Raw genomic sequence first — 17,223 nt, forward strand, 5'->3', positions numbered from 1 at the left:
GGTTCCGCGCTTCTCACTACCAAAAAGGAGCCGAAAATGACCGTTCCGTTAAAGTCTCAACTGCGTAATGGCCTACTCGTGGTTTGCCTGATTTATATCGGTGCCAGTTGGTTCCTATCCCCAGGAATGCCGGATCTGGATGAAGTCGTGTTGAAGCATTCCTTGGGCAACGGCAGCTCGATTTATGGAGCACGCGACGGCCAGGGCGGTGCGACAGTGGGGTTCTCCTACAGGTACTACGTTCATAAGGAATTAGGCAGTGATCGGGAGATACTGACAGCGCTGGTTTCGGCACATCCCTTTATGAAAACCAAAGAGCCTGCAGTCCAAGTGAGCCGGGTGGCTGGGCTCATCCACGTCACTGTTCGTGGGGAGGTTTATGAATACCGCAGCTACCCGCTAGAAGGGGTGGGGGCTGTGAGCGTAGACATGAAGTTGTAAGCCGGCAGGCCCTCGGATTTTTCCTGCAAGATTTTGGGCCTTGCATGAACTTGTCGCGTGCCGTCAGCGCGCCTAGTCTTTGTCCTGTCATCGCAAAAAACGGTGACACGGACGTGCAAGTCCGGTTACATATCGGCGCACCAACGCCCATAGCCATCCAACGGGCGTTTTTTATGCCTGCTGTATTTGTTATGGCGGCTGTGCGTGGGAGACCCTTCGGGGTCTGCCGGGGTCCGATATGCCCGGTCTTGCACACCTGCGCACAGCTGCCACCTTTATTCGCGTGCAAGCGGAAGAGGGCAGTCTCCATCACATATCGGAGCTGTAAATCATGGTCAAACCTACCCCCAATCCGCCGCTCTTCACCGTAAACCCGCACGAAAACACCGAAACCCTGCTGGTCAACGCCAGCGAAACCCTGTCTTCGCTCAACGCACTGACCTGCAATCTCGCCTTCGACCTGGACACCTCCCAGCGCGCGATCATGCTCGGGATTCAGCAAATGGTAGAGTTGGGTCAGTTGTTGGTTGATAGAGCGTTGGAGCAAGTCAGCCCATCGCCAGCCTCTTGAAACGGTCCCAAACAGGGACTGATCGTTCCCTGCTTGGGACCGCTCCTTAAAGAACACTACCCAACACATGTGGGAGCGGGCTTGCTCGCGAATGCAGGGTGTCAGCCAATACATCTGCATCTGATACACCGCATTCGCGAGCAAGCCCGCTCCCACACTTTGATCTTCATTCGGTCAAAACCAGCATTTGCTGATGTTCTATTACCCCAACCGTAACGATCCACCGCCCAGCTTGATTGATGGCCGCCTCAATCACTCCTAAGGTACAGCCCACGACAGCAAACCCGTGGAGCGACCATGACTACAACAATCACCCCCGACTCGCGCTGGACGCGGCGGCGCGACGAGAAGCAGCGGCGGCTCGGGCTGGTCAAACAGTTTGCAGACGGCGCGGTACTGCCATGCGACAAGATCGTCGAAGCGCTTGAGGCGCTGATCCTCCCCGGCGACCGCGTGGTATTGGAAGGCAACAACCAGAAACAGGCCGATTTCCTCTCGCGCTCCCTCGCTAAAACCGACCCCGCCAAGCTCCACGATTTACACATGATCATGCCCAGCGTCGGCCGTTCCGAGCACCTGGACCTGTTTGAAAAAGGCATCGCCCGCAAGCTGGATTTCTCCTTCGCCGGCACCCAATCCCTGCGTATCAGTCAGTTGCTCGAAGACGGCCTGCTGGAAATCGGCGCGATCCATACCTATATCGAACTCTACGCAAGGCTGGTGGTGGACTTGATCCCCAACGTGGTGCTTTCCGCCGGCTTTATGGCCGACCGCGCCGGCAATATCTACACCGGCGCCAGCACCGAAGACACCCCGGCGTTGATCGAGCCCGCCGCGTTCAGCGATGGCATCGTGATCGTGCAGGTCAACCAGTTGGTGGACGATGTTACGGACTTACCCCGCGTCGACATCCCGGCGAGCTGGGTGGATTTTGTGGTGGTGGCCGACAAGCCGTTCTACATCGAACCGCTGTTCACCCGCGACCCGCGCCATATCAAGCCGGTGCACGTGTTGATGGCGATGATGGCGATCCGTGGCATCTACGAAAAACACAATGTGCAGTCGCTGAACCATGGCATCGGCTTCAATACCGCCGCCATTGAATTAATCCTGCCCACCTACGGCGAATCCCTCGGCCTCAAGGGCAAGATCTGCCGCAACTGGACGCTCAACCCGCACCCCACCCTGATCCCCGCCATCGAAAGCGGTTGGGTCGAAAGCGTGCATTGCTTCGGCACCGAACTGGGCATGGAAAACTACATCGCCGCCCGGCCGGATGTGTTCTTCACCGGTCGCGACGGCTCGATGCGCTCCAACCGGATGTTCTGCCAACTCGCTGGCCAATACGCGGTGGACCTGTTTATCGGCGCCACCCTGCAAGTCGACGGCGACGGCCATTCCTCCACCGTGACCCGTGGCCGCCTTGCCGGTTTTGGTGGCGCGCCGAATATGGGCCACGACCCCCGTGGTCGTCGCCATGGCACACCAGCCTGGCTCGATATGCGTCACGGCGATGCGCCGGAAGCGCTGCTGGAGCGCGGCAAAAAACTCGTCGTGCAAATGGTCGAGACTTTCCAGGAAGGCGGCAAACCGACCTTCGTCGACACCCTCGATGCGGTGGAAGTGGCGCGCAAAAGCGGCATGCCCCTGGCACCGATCATGATCTACGGCGACGACGTCACCCACCTGCTCACCGAAGAAGGCATTGCCTACCTGTACAAGGCGCGTTCCCTTGAGGAGCGCCAGGCGATGATCGCCGCCGTCGCCGGGGTGACCGCCATCGGCCTGCGGCATAACCCCAAGGACACCGCACGCATGCGCCGCGAAGGCTTGATTGCCTTGCCCGAAGACTTGGGGATTCGTCGCACCGACGCTACCCGCGAGCTGTTGGCCGCCAAGAGCGTCGCCGACCTGGTGGAGTGGTCCGGTGGCCTCTACAACCCGCCCGCCAAATTCAGGAGCTGGTAAATGCGCGCACTCAAACTGCATGAACTGACCCTCGCTGAACGCCTGGCGGATATGGCCGTCGATGCGCTTATCGATGAAGCGGATCTGTCGCCAAAACCTGCGTTGGTCGACCGGCGCGGCAACGGCGCCCATAGCGATTTGCACTTGGGCCTGATGCACGCCTCGGCGTTGTCGCTGTGGCCGATGTTCAAGGAAATGGCCGAAGCCGCGATTGAGTTCGGTGAAGTCGGCTTGCCCCTGCGCGAAGCCCTTGGGCGCATTGGTCGTGAAGGTGAGCAAGCGATGCTCGTCACCACCCACGGCGTGAACACCCATCGTGGCGCAATCTGGGCCCTCGGTTTGCTCACCGCAGCGGCAGCGCTGGAATCGCGCTCTATCACCCTGAACGCCGCCAGATTAGCCCTGCTCAACGACCGATACGCGCCGCAACCCATGAGCCATGGCGCCCAGGTCGCGCAACGCTACGGCGCGCGCGGTGCCCGTGAAGAAGCCCAGCTGGGCTTTCCCTCGGTGGTGCAACGTGGCCTGCCGCAACTGCATAAAAGCCGCCAGCACAATGCGGGCGAACAGAACGCCCGCCTGGATGCCTTGCTGGCGATCATGACCGAACTGGCCGATACCTGCGTGCTTTACCGTGCCGGTCCCGAAGGCCTGCTAGCGATGCAGCAGGGTGCTCAAGCGGTGCTCGATGCAGGTGGCAGCGCAACGCTGGCCGGGCGTCGCCAATTGCATGAGTTAGACCTTCAACTGCTGGCCCTGAATGCCTCCCCCGGCGGCGCCGCCGACCTGTTGGCCGCCTGCCTGTTTATCGACCGCCTCGACGGAGCGTTGTGATGGAAACCTTGTCCTTTGAATTCCCCGCCGGGCAGCCGCCAAAAGGCCGTGCGCTGGTGGGTTGCGTTGGCTCGGGCGACCTGGAAGTGCTGTTGGAACCGGGTACGCCGGGCACGCTGACCATCCAGGTGCAGACCTCGGTGAATGGCGCCGAAAAACGCTGGCAACATCTGTTCGAACGCATCTTCCAGGAACAGACGCCACCGGCCTTGAACATTGATATCCACGATTTCGGCGCCACCCCCGGCGTGGTGCGTTTGCGCCTGGAGCAGGGTTTCGAGGAGATCGGCCATGACTGACTTACTCGCCAAACACAGCTTCGTTGAATTGGGCGCGCGGCAGCGGGCCAAGGCGTTGCTGGACGTCGGTTCCTACCGTGAATTGATCGACCCGTTCCAGCGCGTCATGTCGCCGTGGCTCAGTCGCCAAGGCGTGGTGCCCCAGGCCGATGATGGGGTGGTGATCGCCAAGGGCAGCATTGATGGAAAACCTGTCGTCATTGCCGCCATCGAAGGCAACTTCCAGGGCGGCAGCCTCGGTGAAGTCGGCGGTGCAAAAATCGCCGGCGCCCTAGAGCTGGCAGCCGAAGACAATCGCAAGGGCATTGCGACCCGCGCCGTTTTGTTGCTGGAAACCGGTGGTGTGCGCTTGCAGGAAGCCAACCTGGGCCTGGCGGCCATCGCGGATATTCACGCGGCGATTGTCGATCTGCGCCAGTACCAGCCAGTGATCGGCGTGGTGGCGGGCAGTGTCGGTTGCTTTGGCGGCATGTCCATCGCCGCTGGGTTGTGCAGTTACCTTGTTGTCACCCGCGAAGCACGCCTGGGTTTGAATGGCCCGCAAGTCATCGAACAGGAAGCGGGGCTTGAGGAGTACGACTCCCGCGATCGGCCTTTCATCTGGAGCCTGACCGGCGGTGAGCAACGCTTCAACAGCGCTTTGGCCGATCGCTATGTCGCTGACGATGTGGCCGAGATTCAACAGACCGTCAGCGCATTACTACAACAAGGCCTGCCCACCCAACAACGCAGCCGCCAGGCCGACTATTACCTGGCGCGCTTGGCCGAACTGGACGCCACGCCGCAAATCGACCCGGCGACGGTACGCGCGCTGTTTCAAGGAGATCGCTCATGAGAGGTTTGCAGTGGTTCAACGCATTGAGCGCCGGAGCGACAGCCGTTGAGGGTTTGCCCAACTCGCTGAAAGTCGCCGATGGTGTGCTGGGTGAGCAGCCTGTGCGCTATATCGCTGTGGTCACCGACGCGCAAAACCGCTTCCCCCGCGCACGCAATGGCGAAGTCGGCCTGCTGGAAGGCTGGGGCCTGGCGAAGGCCGTCGATGAAGCCATCGCCCGTGGTGACAAGCGCCCGATCATCGCCATCGTCGATGTACCGAGCCAAGCCTATGGCCGTCGCGAAGAAGCCCTCGGTATCCACCAGGCGTTGGCCGCCGCCGCCGACAGCTACGCCCGTGCTCGACTGGCCGGGCACCCGGTGATCGCGCTGCTGGTGGGCAAGGCGATGTCCGGCGCGTTTCTCGCCCATGGGTATCAAGCCAACCGCCTGATTGCCCTGCGCGATCCCGGTGTGATGGTGCACGCCATGGGCAAGGCCTCGGCCGCGCGCGTGACGCTGCGCAGCGTTGAAGAGTTGGAAGCCCTGGCCGCCAGCGTGCCGCCCATGGCCTACGACATCGACAGTTACGCCAGCCTGGGGTTGCTGTGGGAAACCTTGTCGGTCAGCCAGATTGAACAGCCCACGCCGGAGGATGTGGCGCGGGTCAGCGATTGCCTGGTGAGTGCGATCAAGGATATTCGCAGCACCGACTTGAGCGGCCGCCTCGGTGCGACCAATCGCGCCGCTTCCAGCCACGTACGCCAACTGCTGCGGGAGCAATGGTGAACGCCCACGACTTGCTCTGGGGCATGACCCCGGCGCATCTGCCTGCCGAGGCTCCGGCGTGGGCGGTGGAGGCGGTAGGCACGGTGGTGGTGCGTCGCGCAATCGTTGCGCCGGGCTGGATTGCGGTGGGCGTGCGCGGGCGTTTGCGCGAGCAGCGGTTTGCCGCCGAGATGCCGATTGCCGCGGTGCAGCGGCGAGTCACGCCGCAAGCGCTGCGTGAGGTTACCTCGACGCGGGACTTACCGGCTTTGCACGCACTCGATCAACTGCGGCCACTGCTGGCGCTGTTGAATTGGGGCGTCACGGGCAGCGCGGGTTTTGAGCTGGCCACGGGCATTGAAGCGCTGCATGCCCAGAGCGATCTGGACCTGATGCTGCGCACGCCCGAGCCGCTGGATCGCAACGACGCACGTGACTTGCTGGCAACCTTGGACAAGGCCGCGTGCGCCGTGGATATGCAACTGCAAACACCTTTCGGCGCTATCGCCCTGCGCGAATGGGCCGGTCCATCGCGGCGGGTGCTGTTGAAAACGGTCAACGGTGCGCACCTCGTCCTCGACCCTTGGCAGGCCGTAGCATGAGCAGCCTTTTGGTCTTCCCCGGCCAGGGCGCCCAACGTCCGGGCATGCTCCAGGCGTTGCCGGCCGATGTGTTGGAACACGCCAGCGAAGCCTTGGGTGAAGACGTTCGCGCCTTGGATTCGGCGCACGCCCTGGCGAGTACCCGCGCCGTGCAGCTTTGCCTGCTGATCGCCGGCGTGGCCCACGCCCGCTTGCTGCAGCACACGCCGGATTACGTCGCAGGGCTGTCCATCGGTGCTTACCCGGCAGCGGTGATTGCCGGTGCGCTGGATTTCGCCGACGCGCTCAAACTGGTCAGCCTGCGCGGCGAGTTGATGCAAAACGCTTATCCACAGGGCTACGGCATGACCGCGATCATCGGGCCGGAGTTATCCACCGTCGAATCGTTGCTGGCCGAAATCTACAGCCCCGAAACCCCGGTGTACCTGGCCAATATCAACGCCGACAACCAGACGGTGATCGCCGGCAGCGACAAAGCCATGAAGCTTGTCGCCAGTCGCATCAAAGGCAACGGCATTGCCAAGCGTCTGGCCGTCAGCGTGCCGTCCCATTGCGCGTTGCTGGAGCAGCCAGCCCAGGCTTTGGCGCAAGCCTTCGTGCCGCTCAAGGCACCGCGCATCACCTACCTGAGCAGCACCCGTGCGCGGCCGATCCACAACCCCGAACAATTGCGCGATGACCTGGCCTTCAACATGTGTCGCATCGTCGACTGGCGCGGCACTGTGCAAAGCGCCTACGAGCGTGGCGTGCGCCTGCAGATCGAACTGCCGCCCGGCGCCGTGCTCACTGGTCTGTCACGCCGCGTATTCGAACAAGGCACGGTGATCGCCTGCGAAGGCGCGCGCCTGGACACCTTGCAGGCCCTGCTGCAAGAGGAGGAGCGCCGCCACCGATAAAGCAGCACCCAAGGCTTTCGAAGCACAACAACAACAATTTCGATCGAGCACTTTGAGGACAACAACAATGATTATCTACGGTGTGGCATTGCTGGCGATCTGCACGCTCGCGGGCGTGATCATGGGCGACATGCTTGGCGTGTTGCTGGGCGTCAAATCCAATGTGGGCGGGGTGGGGATCGCGATGATCCTGCTGATCTGCGCCCGCCTGTGGATGCAAAAACGCGGCGGCATGACCAAGGATTGCGAAATTGGCGTGGGCTTCTGGGGCGCGATGTACATCCCCGTGGTGGTGGCGATGGCTGCGCAACAAAACGTGGTCACCGCCCTGCACGGTGGGCCGGTGGCGGTACTCGCGGCGATTGGTTCTGTGGTGGTGTGTGGTTGCACCATCGCGCTGATCAGCCGTACCCACAAGGGCGAACCCTTGCCCGCTGAGGAACCACTGATTGTTCCTGCGGGAGGCCGCTGATATGTGGGATCTCATCGAAAAAGGTTTGGAGCATAACGGCCTGATCACCGCGTTTGCCTTTGTTGGCGTGGTGATGTGGATTTCCGTGGTGCTGTCCAAGCGGCTGACCTTTGGGCGCATCCATGGCTCGGCGATTGCCATTGTCATCGGCCTGGTCCTGGCCTGGGTCGGCGGCACGATCACCGGCGGCCAGAAAGGTCTGGCGGACCTGGCGCTGTTCTCCGGCATCGGCCTGATGGGCGGCGCGATGCTGCGCGACTTCGCCATCGTCGCCACCGCGTTTGAAGTGCAAGCCACCGAGGCGCGCAAGGCCGGGATGATCGGTGTGATCGCGTTGCTGCTGGGCACGATCCTGCCGTTTATCGTCGGCGCGAGCATGGCCTGGGCCTTTGGTTATCGCGATGCGATCAGCATGACCACCATTGGCGCGGGTGCCGTGACCTATATCGTCGGCCCGGTGACCGGTGCGGCGATTGGCGCGACGTCGGATGTGATGGCGCTGTCGATTGCCACCGGGTTGATCAAGGCGATTCTGGTGATGGTGGGTACGCCTGTGGCGGCGCGCTGGATGGGCTTGGATAACCCACGTTCGGCGATGGTGTTTGGTGGGTTGGCCGGCACGGTGAGCGGCGTGACCGCTGGCTTGGCTGCGACAGATCGGCGGCTGGTGCCGTATGGCGCGCTGACGGCGACGTTCCATACCGGGTTGGGTTGCTTGCTCGGGCCTTCGTTGCTCTATTTCATCGTGCGCGGCTTGGTCGGTTAGTTCCTTGTAGGAGCCCGGCTTGCCGGCGATGGCGTCCTTGAAATCGCCATCGCCGGCAAGCCGGGCTCCTACAAGGTTGGGTCAAACCTGCCGATTGGCATACATCCGACACTCCGCCAACAACGCCAACAAGTTTGGATCACGCTCCTTGGCCTTCAGGAACACCACGCCAATATGCTGCTGCAACCGATACCGGGGTTGCAGCGGTATCAACTTCACACGGTTCTCATACACCGCCGCAATCCTGCCCGGCAGCAGCGCATAACCCACGCCTGAACTGACCATGCTCAACAGCGTGAAGATGTCATTGACCTGCATCGCCACCTTCGGCTCGAACCCCGCCTGCTTGAACACGCGATTGCCATCCTGGTGCGTGGCGAAGCCTTGGGTGAGGGTGATGAAGGTTGCGTCGCGCACATCCGCCAGGTCGATCTGTTGATCGCGGTCGAACGGTGAATCCGCCGGGGTGGCGAGGAAGATATCGTCGGAGAACAGCGCGATCTGTTCGCAGTCCGGGTCGTTGGCGTGCTCGTCGAGGGAGATGAGGATCGCGTCCACTTCCATGTTCTTGAGCTTGTAGAGCAGGTCGAAGTTGGAGCCCAGGATCAGGTCGATGTTGAGTTCGCTGCGGCGGATCTTCAGGCCCATGATCAGTTGCGGCACGGTCTTCACCGTCAGCGAATACAGCGAGCCGAGCTTGAAGCGTTCAGCGGAGAACCCGGCGGCTTCACGGGTGAGGCGCACGCTGTCGACCACATCGGCCACCAGTTTCTGCGCGCGCTCTTCCAGGACGTAGGCGCTTTCCAGCGGCGTGAGGTTGCGCCCTTCGTGTTTGAACAGCGGGCAGCGCAGGGCGTTTTCCAGGGAGTGGATGGCGCGGTGCACACTGACGTTGCTGGTTTGCAGCTCGGCGGCAGCGCGGGCCAGGTTGCCGGTGCGCATGAACGCCAGGAAGATCTCGAGCTTTTTGAGGGTGAATTCTTCGTCGATCAGCATGGCCGTGGCTCTGGTTCGAATGCCGTCGATTGTGCCCCTAAAACCAGTCCGCTCCCAGCCATGCACTGCACAGGCCCAATAGCACGCCGAGGAGGATCAGCCAGATCGCATTCAGCCGCGTGTAATACACCACGGCGGCGCTGGCCAGGGTCAGCACCAGGCTGGTGGCGTTGCTTTCCAGGCTGTTCATGAGGATGTAGCTGGCGGCGAGGATCAGGCCGATGGAAATCGGCAGCAGGCTGCGCTTGACCCGCTGCACCCACGGCGTATCGGTATGGCGCTCCAGCCAGCCGGCGCCGAGGTAGGTGAGCACCGAGCACGGCACCAGCTTGGCCAGCAAGGCCACGATGGCGCCGGGCAGGCCGGCGGCTTGCTGGCCGATAAACACCAACAGCATGCCATTGGGGCCGGGCAACGCCTGGGATAGGGCGAAGAACGCGACGAACTGTGCGTCGGTCAGCCAATTCATGTCGTTGACTGAGTAGCGATGGATATCGCCGATGGCAACCATGTTGCCGCCGATCGACATCAACGACCATAGCGCGCATTGGATCATCAAGTGCAGGAGCGTGCCTTGCATCAGTGGGCTCCCTTGCGTGTATCGATGAAGCCCAGCGCCAGCGAACTGGGGATGCAGATCAACAGCACCATCCACAGCGGCAGCACCAGGATCGCCATCAACACAAAGGTCATCAGGAACGCGACGTAGTTGGCGACCGTCCTGGGCATGGCCTTGAGCAGGCGCAGGGTGGTGCCCAGAATCAGGCCGGTGGCAATCGGCATGACCGCGCCGAAAATCTGCTGCACCACCTCATGGCTCCACCACTGTGTATAGGCGAATCCGGCAAGCACGGTGATCAGCGAAGGGAACAGGTACAGCCCGCACACGGTCACAACCGCACCGGGCAGGCCATGCAGGCGACGGCCGTAGATGATGCCGACGTTGGCGATATTGGGACCGGGGAAAAACTGGCCGGTGGTCAGCAGCTCATTGAACGCCTGTTCGCTGACCCAGCGCCTGCGGTCGACCATCATCTGCCGCGCCCAGGGCATCACGCCGCCAAAGCCGAACAGGCCGACCATGGCAAAGTTGTAAAACAGCTGCCATAGGCTGGGTTGCGGCGCGTCGGGTTCAAACTCGAGCATGGTCAACACCAATGATTGGGGCGGATGCGCCCCCTGTAGGCGCCGCTGTGAATCATCCAATGGGCGGTAGTGTTCGTGCAAATGAAGAAAGGGTGTTACCTGATAGTGAGTGGGTGGCGTCAGAATGCTCAAGGTGATAACGGTTATTCGAGGTGAGTGACACATGTATCACGGGGAACGATTCAACGCCTGGAGCCATTTGCTTGGGGCGGTTGCGGCCTGTATCGGCGCGGTGTGGATGTTGGTGGTGGCGAGCCTGGACGGCAGCCCCTGGAAGATTGTCAGCGTGGCGATCTATGGCTTTACCCTGATGGTGTTGTACAGCGCCTCGACCGTGTACCACAGCGTGAAGGGGCGGCGAAAAGAGATCATGCAGAAGGTCGATCACTTTTCGATCTACCTGCTGATCGCCGGCAGCTACACGCCGTTTTGCCTGGTGACCTTGAGAGGGCCGTGGGGCTGGACGCTGTTTGGCATCGTGTGGGGGCTGGCGGTGATCGGCATTCTGCAGGAGATCAAGCCGCGCTCCGAGGCGCGCATCCTGTCGATCGTGATTTACGCGGTGATGGGCTGGATTGTGCTGGTGGCGGTCAAGCCGCTGCTTGCCGCATTGGGCACGGCGGGGTTTATCTGGCTGGCGTCGGGCGGCGTTTTATACACCGTCGGCATCATCTTTTTTGCCTTGGAGGATCGCCTGCGCCACTCCCATGGAATCTGGCATTTATTTGTGATCGGCGGGAGTTTGCTGCACTTCGTGGCGATCATGCATTACGTCCTATAAACGCTCCAGAAGCTCACGGGCACGCTGGCCAAAGATCTGCAGCAGATTGGCCAGCATGTGCGGCGGCGGTTCATCGGCGCGGGTGAGGGCGTACAGGGTAATCGGCAGCGGTGGCGTGAGCGGGCGGATGCACGTGGTGGCCGTCGAGGCACCCAGGGCCGTAAAGGGGTCGATGACTGTGAGGCCGGCGCCGGACTCCACCATGGCACGGGCCAGGGAGTAGGTTTGCACGGCGATTGTCACCCGTGGCGGTGGGTCGACGTTTTCCAGGTAGCTGTCGAGTTTCGCGGCCAGCGGGTCGGCGCTGGACAGGCCAATCAGCGGCGTGCCTGCCAGATTCGCCAGGGGCAATGGCTGGCTCAGCTCGGCGTCGGACCAATAGCCTTTGGACGCCAGCGCCACCAGCACGCCGTTGGCCAGCACCTGCGTGGTCAACCCCGGATGGCCGGAGAAGTTGAGCGTCAGCGCCAGGTCGATCTCACGCATCAGCAGCTTCTGCACCAGCTCGCGGCTATGGTCGCTGGACAGTTCGCAGGCCATGTCCGGGTAGTCGCGCTTCCATTGCAGAATCGCCGGCGGCAGCAGTGACAAGGCCAGCGCCGGGATCGCACCGATGCGTACGCTCTGGCCTGGTGCACGGCGCAGACTCTTGGCCAGGCGTCGCACGCCTTGCAGGCTTTCGGTGACTTTCTCCACTTCGCTTTCCAGCGCCAGGGCTTCCGGGGTGGGCTGCAATTTGCCGCGCACTCGCAGGAACAGCGGGAAGCCCAGCTGCAATTCAGCGTGTTGCAGCACCTTGGTCACCGCCGGTTGCGATACATGCAACAACTGCGCGGCGGCGCTGACGGAGCCGGTCTGGCGGATGGCCTGGAAGATTTCGATATGACGCAAGCGCATGGCACGTCCATAACCTTTGTTTATAGGTGAGCCATCTTTATTCATTGTCAGCGGCCTGTCACCTGCCCCTAGGCTTGAGACCTCTGGATTCAACGGCGGACGGCGCAAATGGTGTGCATTATCGGGGGTGGGGTGATTGGCTTGGCCAGCGCCTATGCGTTGGTGCGTGCCGGTCATGAGGTGACGGTGATCGACGCGCGCGAGACCCTGGGCAGCGAGACCAGCTTCGCCAACGGCGGTCAACTGTCCTATCGCTACGTGGCGCCACTGGCCGATGCGGGTGTGCCGCTGCAAGCCATCGGTTGGCTGTTGCGCGGTGACTCTCCCTTGAAGCTGCGCCCGCGCCTCGACCCGCAGCAGTGGCGCTGGATGGCGGCGTTTCTCGGTGCCTGTCGGGGCTCGGTAAACAAGCGCAATGCCGCGCATCTGCTGCGCCTGGCTTCGCTGAGCCAAGACACCTTGCAGCAATGGCGCGAGGATGATCGCCTGGACGGCTTTGACTGGCGACGCAACGGCAAGCTGGTGACCTTTCGCAGTGGCGCTTCCTTTGAAAAGGCGCGCAGCAAGGTCACCGATATCCTGCAACAGCAAGTGGTCTCAGCCGCCGATTGCGCACGCCTCGAACCCGCGCTGGCGGACGGTGGTTTTGTCGGCGGGATCTACACGCCGAATGAAGAAGTCGCTGATTGTCATGCCTTCTGCCAGCAGTTGGCGGCGCGGCTGGAAGCGTCGGGACGTTGCCGGTTTTTGCTGGGCCGCAAGGTCACCGGCATTCGCCATGCCGCGGGCACAGTGCAGGCCATCGAGTTAGGGGATGAGGTGATGCCCGTTGAGCATCTGCTGCTGGCGGCCGGATATCGTAGCGCCGAGTTGGGTGTGCCGTTGCCGCTGTACCCGCTCAAGGGTTACAGCCTCAGCGTACCGATTGGTGCTCAACACCAGGCGCCGAATGTGAGTATCACCGACTACGACCGCAAGATCGTCTACGCGCGTATTGGTGAGCAACTGCGGGTCGCAGCGATGGTGGATATCGTTGGCTTCGACGCCCGCCTTGAACCCAAGCGCCTTGCGCTGATGAAACGCCAGGCCATGGAGACCTTTCCACTGGCGGGCGATTACACCCATGCGGTGGAGTGGGCCGGTATGCGTCCGGCGACGCCGACCGGCGTACCGCTGATTGGCGGCAGTACCTGCAGCAACCTGTGGCTAAACCTTGGCCACGGCGCGCTGGGTTTTACATTGGCCTGCGGTAGCGCCCAACTGCTGGCCGAGCTGATCAGCCAGCGCGCCCCTTCCATTGATATGCAGGGCCTTGAGCCAGCGCTGATTTGATCGGGTTGCAAAAGAAGGCGTTAGAAGTCGCCCCACAACTGTTGGGCGACCGCCAACGCCACCACCGGCGCCGTCTCGGTACGCAATACACGCGGGCCGAGGCGGGCGGCGTGGTAGCCGGCAGCTTGGGCGGTGTCGACTTCATTGTCGGTCAGCCCACCTTCAGGGCCGATCAGAAAGGCCAGGCTGGAAGGCTTGGCGTGACTGACCATCGGCTCGGCCACCGGGTGCAGCACCAGCTTCAAATCCGCTTCGGTCTGTTTCAACCAGTCCGCCAGCAGCAGTGGTGGGTGAATCACCGGCACCGTGGAGCGCCCGCATTGCTCGCAGGCGCTGATCGCCACCTGGCGCCAGTGCAGCAGGCGTTTGTCGGCGCGTTCGTCCTTGAGCCGCACTTCGCAGCGCTCGCTGAAAATCGGCGTGATGGCGTTGACGCCCAGTTCGGTGGCTTTCTGAATGGCCCAATCCATGCGCTCGCCCCGGGACAAGCCCTGGCCCAGGTGGATGTGCAGCGGCGATTCAGCTTGGCCGGCAAAGCTTTCGACGAGTTGCACGCTAACGCGTTTCTTGCCGACTTCCAGCAGGCTGCCCCGGAACTCCTGGCCGGAACCGTCGAACAATTGCACGGCGTCACCTTCGCCCATGCGCAGCACACGGCTGATGTAGTGCGCCTGGGCTTCCGGCAGTTCGTGATCGCCAAGGCTCAGTGGGGTGTCGGTGAAAAAACGGGACAGTCTCATTTCGGTTCTCTGAAAAAAGGGTGCAGGCCATCAGCCCGGATCACGGAAGCCTGGGTGGAAATCTTTCGGCACGGCAACACTGACGCTGCTGTGGGTGGCGATGTCGATGCCTTCGCTGGCCACTTCGGCGAGGAAGTCGATCTGTTCCGGCGTAATCACATAGGGCGGCAGGAAATACACCACGCTGCCCAGTGGCCGCAACAACGCGCCGCGTTCCAGGGCATGCTCGAACACCTTCAGGCCACGGCGTTCCTGCCAGGGGTAGGCGGTCTTGGTGGCTTTGTCCTGGACCATCTCGATGGCCAGCACCATGCCGGTCTGGCGCACTTCCGACACATGTGGATGGTCCACCAGATGCGCGGTGGCGCTAGCCATCCGCTGGGCCAGGGCCTTGTTGTTTTCGATGACGTTGTCTTCTTCGAAGATATCCAGGGTCGCCAACGCTGCCGCGCACGCCAGCGGGTTGCCGGTGTAGCTGTGGGAATGCAGGAAGGCGCGCAGGGTCGGGTAGTCGTCGTAGAACGCGTCGTACACGTCATCGGTGGTGACCACGGCGGCCAACGGCAGGTAACCACCGGTGAGGGCCTTGGACAGGCACAGGAAGTCCGGGCGGATGCCGGCCTGCTCACAGGCAAACATGCTGCCGGTGCGACCGAAGCCTACGGCGATTTCGTCGTGGATCAAATGCACGCCGTAGCGATCGCAGGCTTCGCGCAGCAACTTGAGGTACACCGGGTGGTACATGCGCATGCCGCCGGCGCCCTGGATCAGCGGTTCGATGATCACGGCGGCAACGGTGTCGTGGTGCTCGGCGAGGGTCTGCTCCATTACCTGGGCCATCGTGCGCGAGTGGTCTTCCCAGCTCACGCCTTCGGGGCGCAGGTAGCAATCGGGGCTTGGCACTTTGATCGTGTCGAGCAGCAACGCCTTGTAGGTCTCGGTGAACAGCGGCACGTCGCCCACCGACATCGCAGCGATGGTTTCGCCGTGGTAGCTGTTGGTCAGGGTGACGAAGCGCTTCTTGTTCGGCAGGCCGCGGTTGAGCCAATAGTGGAAGCTCATCTTCAACGCGACTTCGATGCAGGACGAGCCGTTGTCGGCATAGAAGCAGCGGGTCAGGCCCTCGGGCGTCATCTGCACCAGGCGCTCGGACAGCTCGATCACCGGCTGGTGGCTGAAGCCGGCGAGGATCACATGTTCCAGCTGGTCGACCTGGTCCTTGATGCGTTGGTTGATGCGCGGGTTGGCGTGGCCAAACACGTTGACCCACCAGGAACTGACGGCATCGAGGTAGCGCTTGCCTTCGAAGTCTTCCAGCCATACGCCTTCACCGCGCTTGATCGGGATCAGCGGCAGTTGCTGGTGGTCTTTCATCTGGGTGCAGGGATGCCACAGCACCGCCAGGTCGCGTTGCATCCACTGGTTGTTCAAGCCCATCGGTGATCTCCTCGAAGCGGTCCTGCGGCGGGCGCAGGTAAAACAATCGCGCAAGCCTATGCAATGGACGGCTATGTCACAAGGCATTACACGTGAATTGACGGTAAAGGCAGGACGGTCTGTCACGTTTCTTAGGAATAGCCTTAATCCCTTGTTAATTTATTATGCATAGGCTCTTGATCGTATTTCTCGATATTTCAAAGCGAAATTTTCCGCTTTAATTCGATAGGTAAATCGCTAGTCTTGGGCGCACTACTACGGGATTAAGTACATGCAGTTACGTAATTCACCGGCCCGCTATGGCTGGGTCAGCATGGTTTTGCACTGGGGCGTGGCCCTGGTGGTGTTTGGCTTGTTCGCCCTGGGCCTGTGGATGGTCGGTCTCGACTACTACAGCGCCTGGCGTAAAGACGCGCCGGACCTGCATAAGAGCATTGGCATCACGCTGTTCGCCATCATGCTGGTGCGTATTGTCTGGCGTCTGGTGAGCCCGCCGCCGCCACCGCTGGCCAGCTACAGCCGCATGACCCGTATCGGCGCTGCCTTTGGCCACGGGTTCCTGTATCTCGGGTTGTTTGCCGTGATGATCGCTGGTTACCTGATTTCCACCGCAGACGGTGTCGGTATCCCGGTGTTTGGCCTGTTTGAGATTCCTGCCGTGGTTTCCGGACTACCGGACCAGGCAGATAACGCCGGCCTGGTGCATCTGTACCTCGCTTGGGTGTTGGTGGTCTTCGCCGGCTTGCACGGCGTGGCTGCGTTGAAACACCACTTCATTGACCGTGATGTGACCCTGCTTCGTATGCTGGGCCGCAAAGCCTGATGTTCAACCTCGACTCACAAGGAATAGAACGCATGTTGAAAAAGACCCTCGCCGCTCTGGCAATCGGTACTGCCCTGCTGCCTGCAGGTCAGGTGATGGCTGCTGACTACAAGATCGACAAGGAAGGCCAGCACGCCTTCATCGACTGGAAAATCAGCCACCTGGGCTACAGCTTCATCCACGGTACTTTCAAGGACTGGGATGGCACCTTCAGCTGGGACGCCGCCAAGCCTGAGTCCAGCAAAATCGCGGTCGACGTGAAAACCGCCAGCCTGTGGTCCAACCACGCAGAACGTGACAAGCACATCGCCAGCAAAGACTTCCTGGACGTTGCCAAGTTCGCTGACGCCAAGTTTGTCTCCACTGCCGTCAAGTCCACCGGCGAAAAAACCGCTGACGTGACCGGCGACCTGACCTTCCACGGCGTGACCAAACCGGTGACCTTCAAGGCCACCTTCAACGGTGAGGGCAAAGACCCGTGGGGCGGCGAGCGTGCCGGCTTCAACGCCAAGACCACCGTCAACCTGAACGACTTCGGCATCAAAGGCCCAGGCCCGTCCTCGCAGACTGTGGACCTGGACATCTCGCTGGAAGGTGTTAAGCAGAAGTAATTTCTGCCTGCACAAAAAAATGCCCCGCAT

At 61.7% G+C, this 17,223-nt stretch carries 21 protein-coding genes; 15 read left to right on the top strand and 6 right to left on the bottom strand.

The window, feature by feature from the left end; translation table 11 throughout:
* The first annotated feature begins 36 nt into the window (after positions 1 to 36).
* The 11 genes from H096_RS04860 to madM all read left to right on the top strand — a co-directional run bounded on the left by H096_RS04860 (position 37) and on the right by madM (position 8,430).
* Positions 37 to 441 carry a hypothetical protein gene (locus tag H096_RS04860; RefSeq protein ID WP_033897074.1) on the top strand — a complete coding sequence of 135 codons (405 nt, stop codon included), beginning with the start codon at positions 37 to 39 and terminating at the stop codon, positions 439 to 441.
* Between the two features lie 331 nt (positions 442 to 772).
* Positions 773 to 1,012, top strand: coding sequence for a DUF6124 family protein (locus H096_RS04865; RefSeq protein WP_033897075.1), 240 nt, complete (start codon positions 773 to 775; stop codon positions 1,010 to 1,012).
* Positions 1,013 to 1,309: 297 nt separating this feature from the next.
* Positions 1,310 to 2,980, top strand: coding sequence for a malonate decarboxylase subunit alpha (gene mdcA, locus H096_RS04870; RefSeq protein WP_033897076.1), 1,671 nt, complete (start codon positions 1,310 to 1,312; stop codon positions 2,978 to 2,980).
* Complete coding sequence (locus H096_RS04875) at positions 2,981 to 3,814, top strand: triphosphoribosyl-dephospho-CoA synthase (protein ID WP_033897077.1); 834 nt, start codon at positions 2,981 to 2,983, stop codon at positions 3,812 to 3,814.
* The gene (locus tag H096_RS04880) at positions 3,814 to 4,113 is read left to right on the top strand and encodes a malonate decarboxylase subunit delta (RefSeq protein WP_033897078.1); all 300 of its coding nucleotides are present in this window, start codon (positions 3,814 to 3,816) and stop codon (positions 4,111 to 4,113) included. Before H096_RS04875 ends, H096_RS04880 begins: the two co-directional genes overlap by 1 nt.
* Positions 4,106 to 4,948: a biotin-independent malonate decarboxylase subunit beta gene (locus H096_RS04885; protein ID WP_033897079.1), complete on the top strand. Its 843-nt coding sequence runs from the start codon at positions 4,106 to 4,108 to the stop codon at positions 4,946 to 4,948. Before H096_RS04880 ends, H096_RS04885 begins: the two co-directional genes overlap by 8 nt.
* Entirely contained in the window at positions 4,945 to 5,715 is a 771-nt protein-coding gene (gene mdcE, locus H096_RS04890; protein ID WP_033897080.1) for a biotin-independent malonate decarboxylase subunit gamma, read from the top strand. The genes H096_RS04885 and mdcE overlap by 4 nt, the downstream gene beginning before the upstream one ends.
* A complete protein-coding gene (locus tag H096_RS04895) occupies positions 5,709 to 6,296 on the top strand; it encodes a malonate decarboxylase holo-ACP synthase (protein WP_033897082.1) in 588 nt (195 codons plus the stop codon). The genes mdcE and H096_RS04895 overlap by 7 nt, the downstream gene beginning before the upstream one ends.
* On the top strand, positions 6,293 to 7,192 hold the full coding sequence (mdcH, locus tag H096_RS04900; protein WP_033897083.1) for a malonate decarboxylase subunit epsilon: 900 nt from the start codon (positions 6,293 to 6,295) through the stop codon (positions 7,190 to 7,192). The genes H096_RS04895 and mdcH overlap by 4 nt, the downstream gene beginning before the upstream one ends.
* 67 nt (positions 7,193 to 7,259) lie before the next feature.
* Positions 7,260 to 7,664 carry a malonate transporter subunit MadL gene (madL, locus tag H096_RS04905; protein ID WP_033897084.1) on the top strand — a complete coding sequence of 135 codons (405 nt, stop codon included), beginning with the start codon at positions 7,260 to 7,262 and terminating at the stop codon, positions 7,662 to 7,664.
* 1 nt (position 7,665) lies between these two features.
* Positions 7,666 to 8,430 (top strand): malonate transporter subunit MadM, encoded by a 765-nt coding sequence (madM, locus tag H096_RS04910; protein WP_010207194.1) that lies wholly within the window; start codon positions 7,666 to 7,668, stop codon positions 8,428 to 8,430.
* Positions 8,431 to 8,511: 81 nt separating this feature from the next.
* Here madM and H096_RS04915 read toward each other — a convergent pair whose 3' ends face one another.
* Genes H096_RS04915 through H096_RS04925 form a run of 3 tightly spaced genes read right to left on the bottom strand, consistent with a single transcriptional unit; the run spans position 8,512 to position 10,572 of the window.
* Entirely contained in the window at positions 8,512 to 9,426 is a 915-nt protein-coding gene (locus tag H096_RS04915; RefSeq protein WP_033897085.1) for a LysR substrate-binding domain-containing protein, read from the bottom strand.
* A 37-nt stretch (positions 9,427 to 9,463) separates the two neighbouring features.
* Positions 9,464 to 10,006, bottom strand: coding sequence for a chromate transporter (locus H096_RS04920; RefSeq protein ID WP_033897086.1), 543 nt, complete (start codon positions 10,004 to 10,006; stop codon positions 9,464 to 9,466).
* Positions 10,006 to 10,572 (bottom strand): chromate transporter, encoded by a 567-nt coding sequence (locus H096_RS04925; RefSeq protein ID WP_033897087.1) that lies wholly within the window; start codon positions 10,570 to 10,572, stop codon positions 10,006 to 10,008. The genes H096_RS04920 and H096_RS04925 overlap by 1 nt, the downstream gene beginning before the upstream one ends.
* A 163-nt stretch (positions 10,573 to 10,735) precedes the next feature.
* On the opposite strand from H096_RS04925, the gene H096_RS04930 reads away from it, so the two are divergent.
* A complete protein-coding gene (locus H096_RS04930; RefSeq protein ID WP_016976069.1) occupies positions 10,736 to 11,353 on the top strand; it encodes a hemolysin III family protein in 618 nt (205 codons plus the stop codon).
* On the opposite strand, the gene H096_RS04935 is transcribed toward H096_RS04930, so the two are convergent.
* Positions 11,348 to 12,250 (bottom strand): LysR substrate-binding domain-containing protein, encoded by a 903-nt coding sequence (locus H096_RS04935; protein WP_033897091.1) that lies wholly within the window; start codon positions 12,248 to 12,250, stop codon positions 11,348 to 11,350. The genes H096_RS04930 and H096_RS04935 overlap by 6 nt on opposite strands.
* A 108-nt stretch (positions 12,251 to 12,358) precedes the next feature.
* Here H096_RS04935 and H096_RS04940 point away from each other — a divergent pair, with 108 nt between their 5' ends.
* Entirely contained in the window at positions 12,359 to 13,582 is a 1,224-nt protein-coding gene (locus H096_RS04940) for a D-amino acid dehydrogenase (protein WP_033897092.1), read from the top strand.
* A gap of 20 nt (positions 13,583 to 13,602) precedes the next feature.
* Here the strand turns inward: H096_RS04940 and H096_RS04945 are convergent, their stop codons facing one another.
* Positions 13,603 to 14,322, bottom strand: a complete 720-nt coding sequence (locus H096_RS04945) for a 16S rRNA (uracil(1498)-N(3))-methyltransferase (RefSeq protein WP_033897093.1) — start codon at positions 14,320 to 14,322, stop codon at positions 13,603 to 13,605.
* A 30-nt stretch (positions 14,323 to 14,352) separates the two neighbouring features.
* Positions 14,353 to 15,759 carry an adenosylmethionine--8-amino-7-oxononanoate transaminase gene (locus H096_RS04950; RefSeq protein WP_033897095.1) on the bottom strand — a complete coding sequence of 469 codons (1,407 nt, stop codon included), beginning with the start codon at positions 15,757 to 15,759 and terminating at the stop codon, positions 14,353 to 14,355.
* A 271-nt stretch (positions 15,760 to 16,030) separates the two neighbouring features.
* On the opposite strand from H096_RS04950, the gene H096_RS04955 reads away from it, so the two are divergent.
* Both H096_RS04955 and H096_RS04960 read left to right on the top strand, forming a co-directional pair.
* The gene (locus tag H096_RS04955; RefSeq protein ID WP_033897097.1) at positions 16,031 to 16,582 is read left to right on the top strand and encodes a cytochrome b; all 552 of its coding nucleotides are present in this window, start codon (positions 16,031 to 16,033) and stop codon (positions 16,580 to 16,582) included.
* Between the two features lie 32 nt (positions 16,583 to 16,614).
* Entirely contained in the window at positions 16,615 to 17,193 is a 579-nt protein-coding gene (locus H096_RS04960) for a YceI family protein (protein ID WP_033897098.1), read from the top strand.
* Positions 17,194 to 17,223 lie beyond the last annotated feature (30 nt).

The organism is Pseudomonas sp. FH1 (assembly GCF_000510895.2).
Taxonomy (GTDB): Bacteria; Pseudomonadota; Gammaproteobacteria; order Pseudomonadales; family Pseudomonadaceae; genus Aquipseudomonas; species Aquipseudomonas azotoformans_A.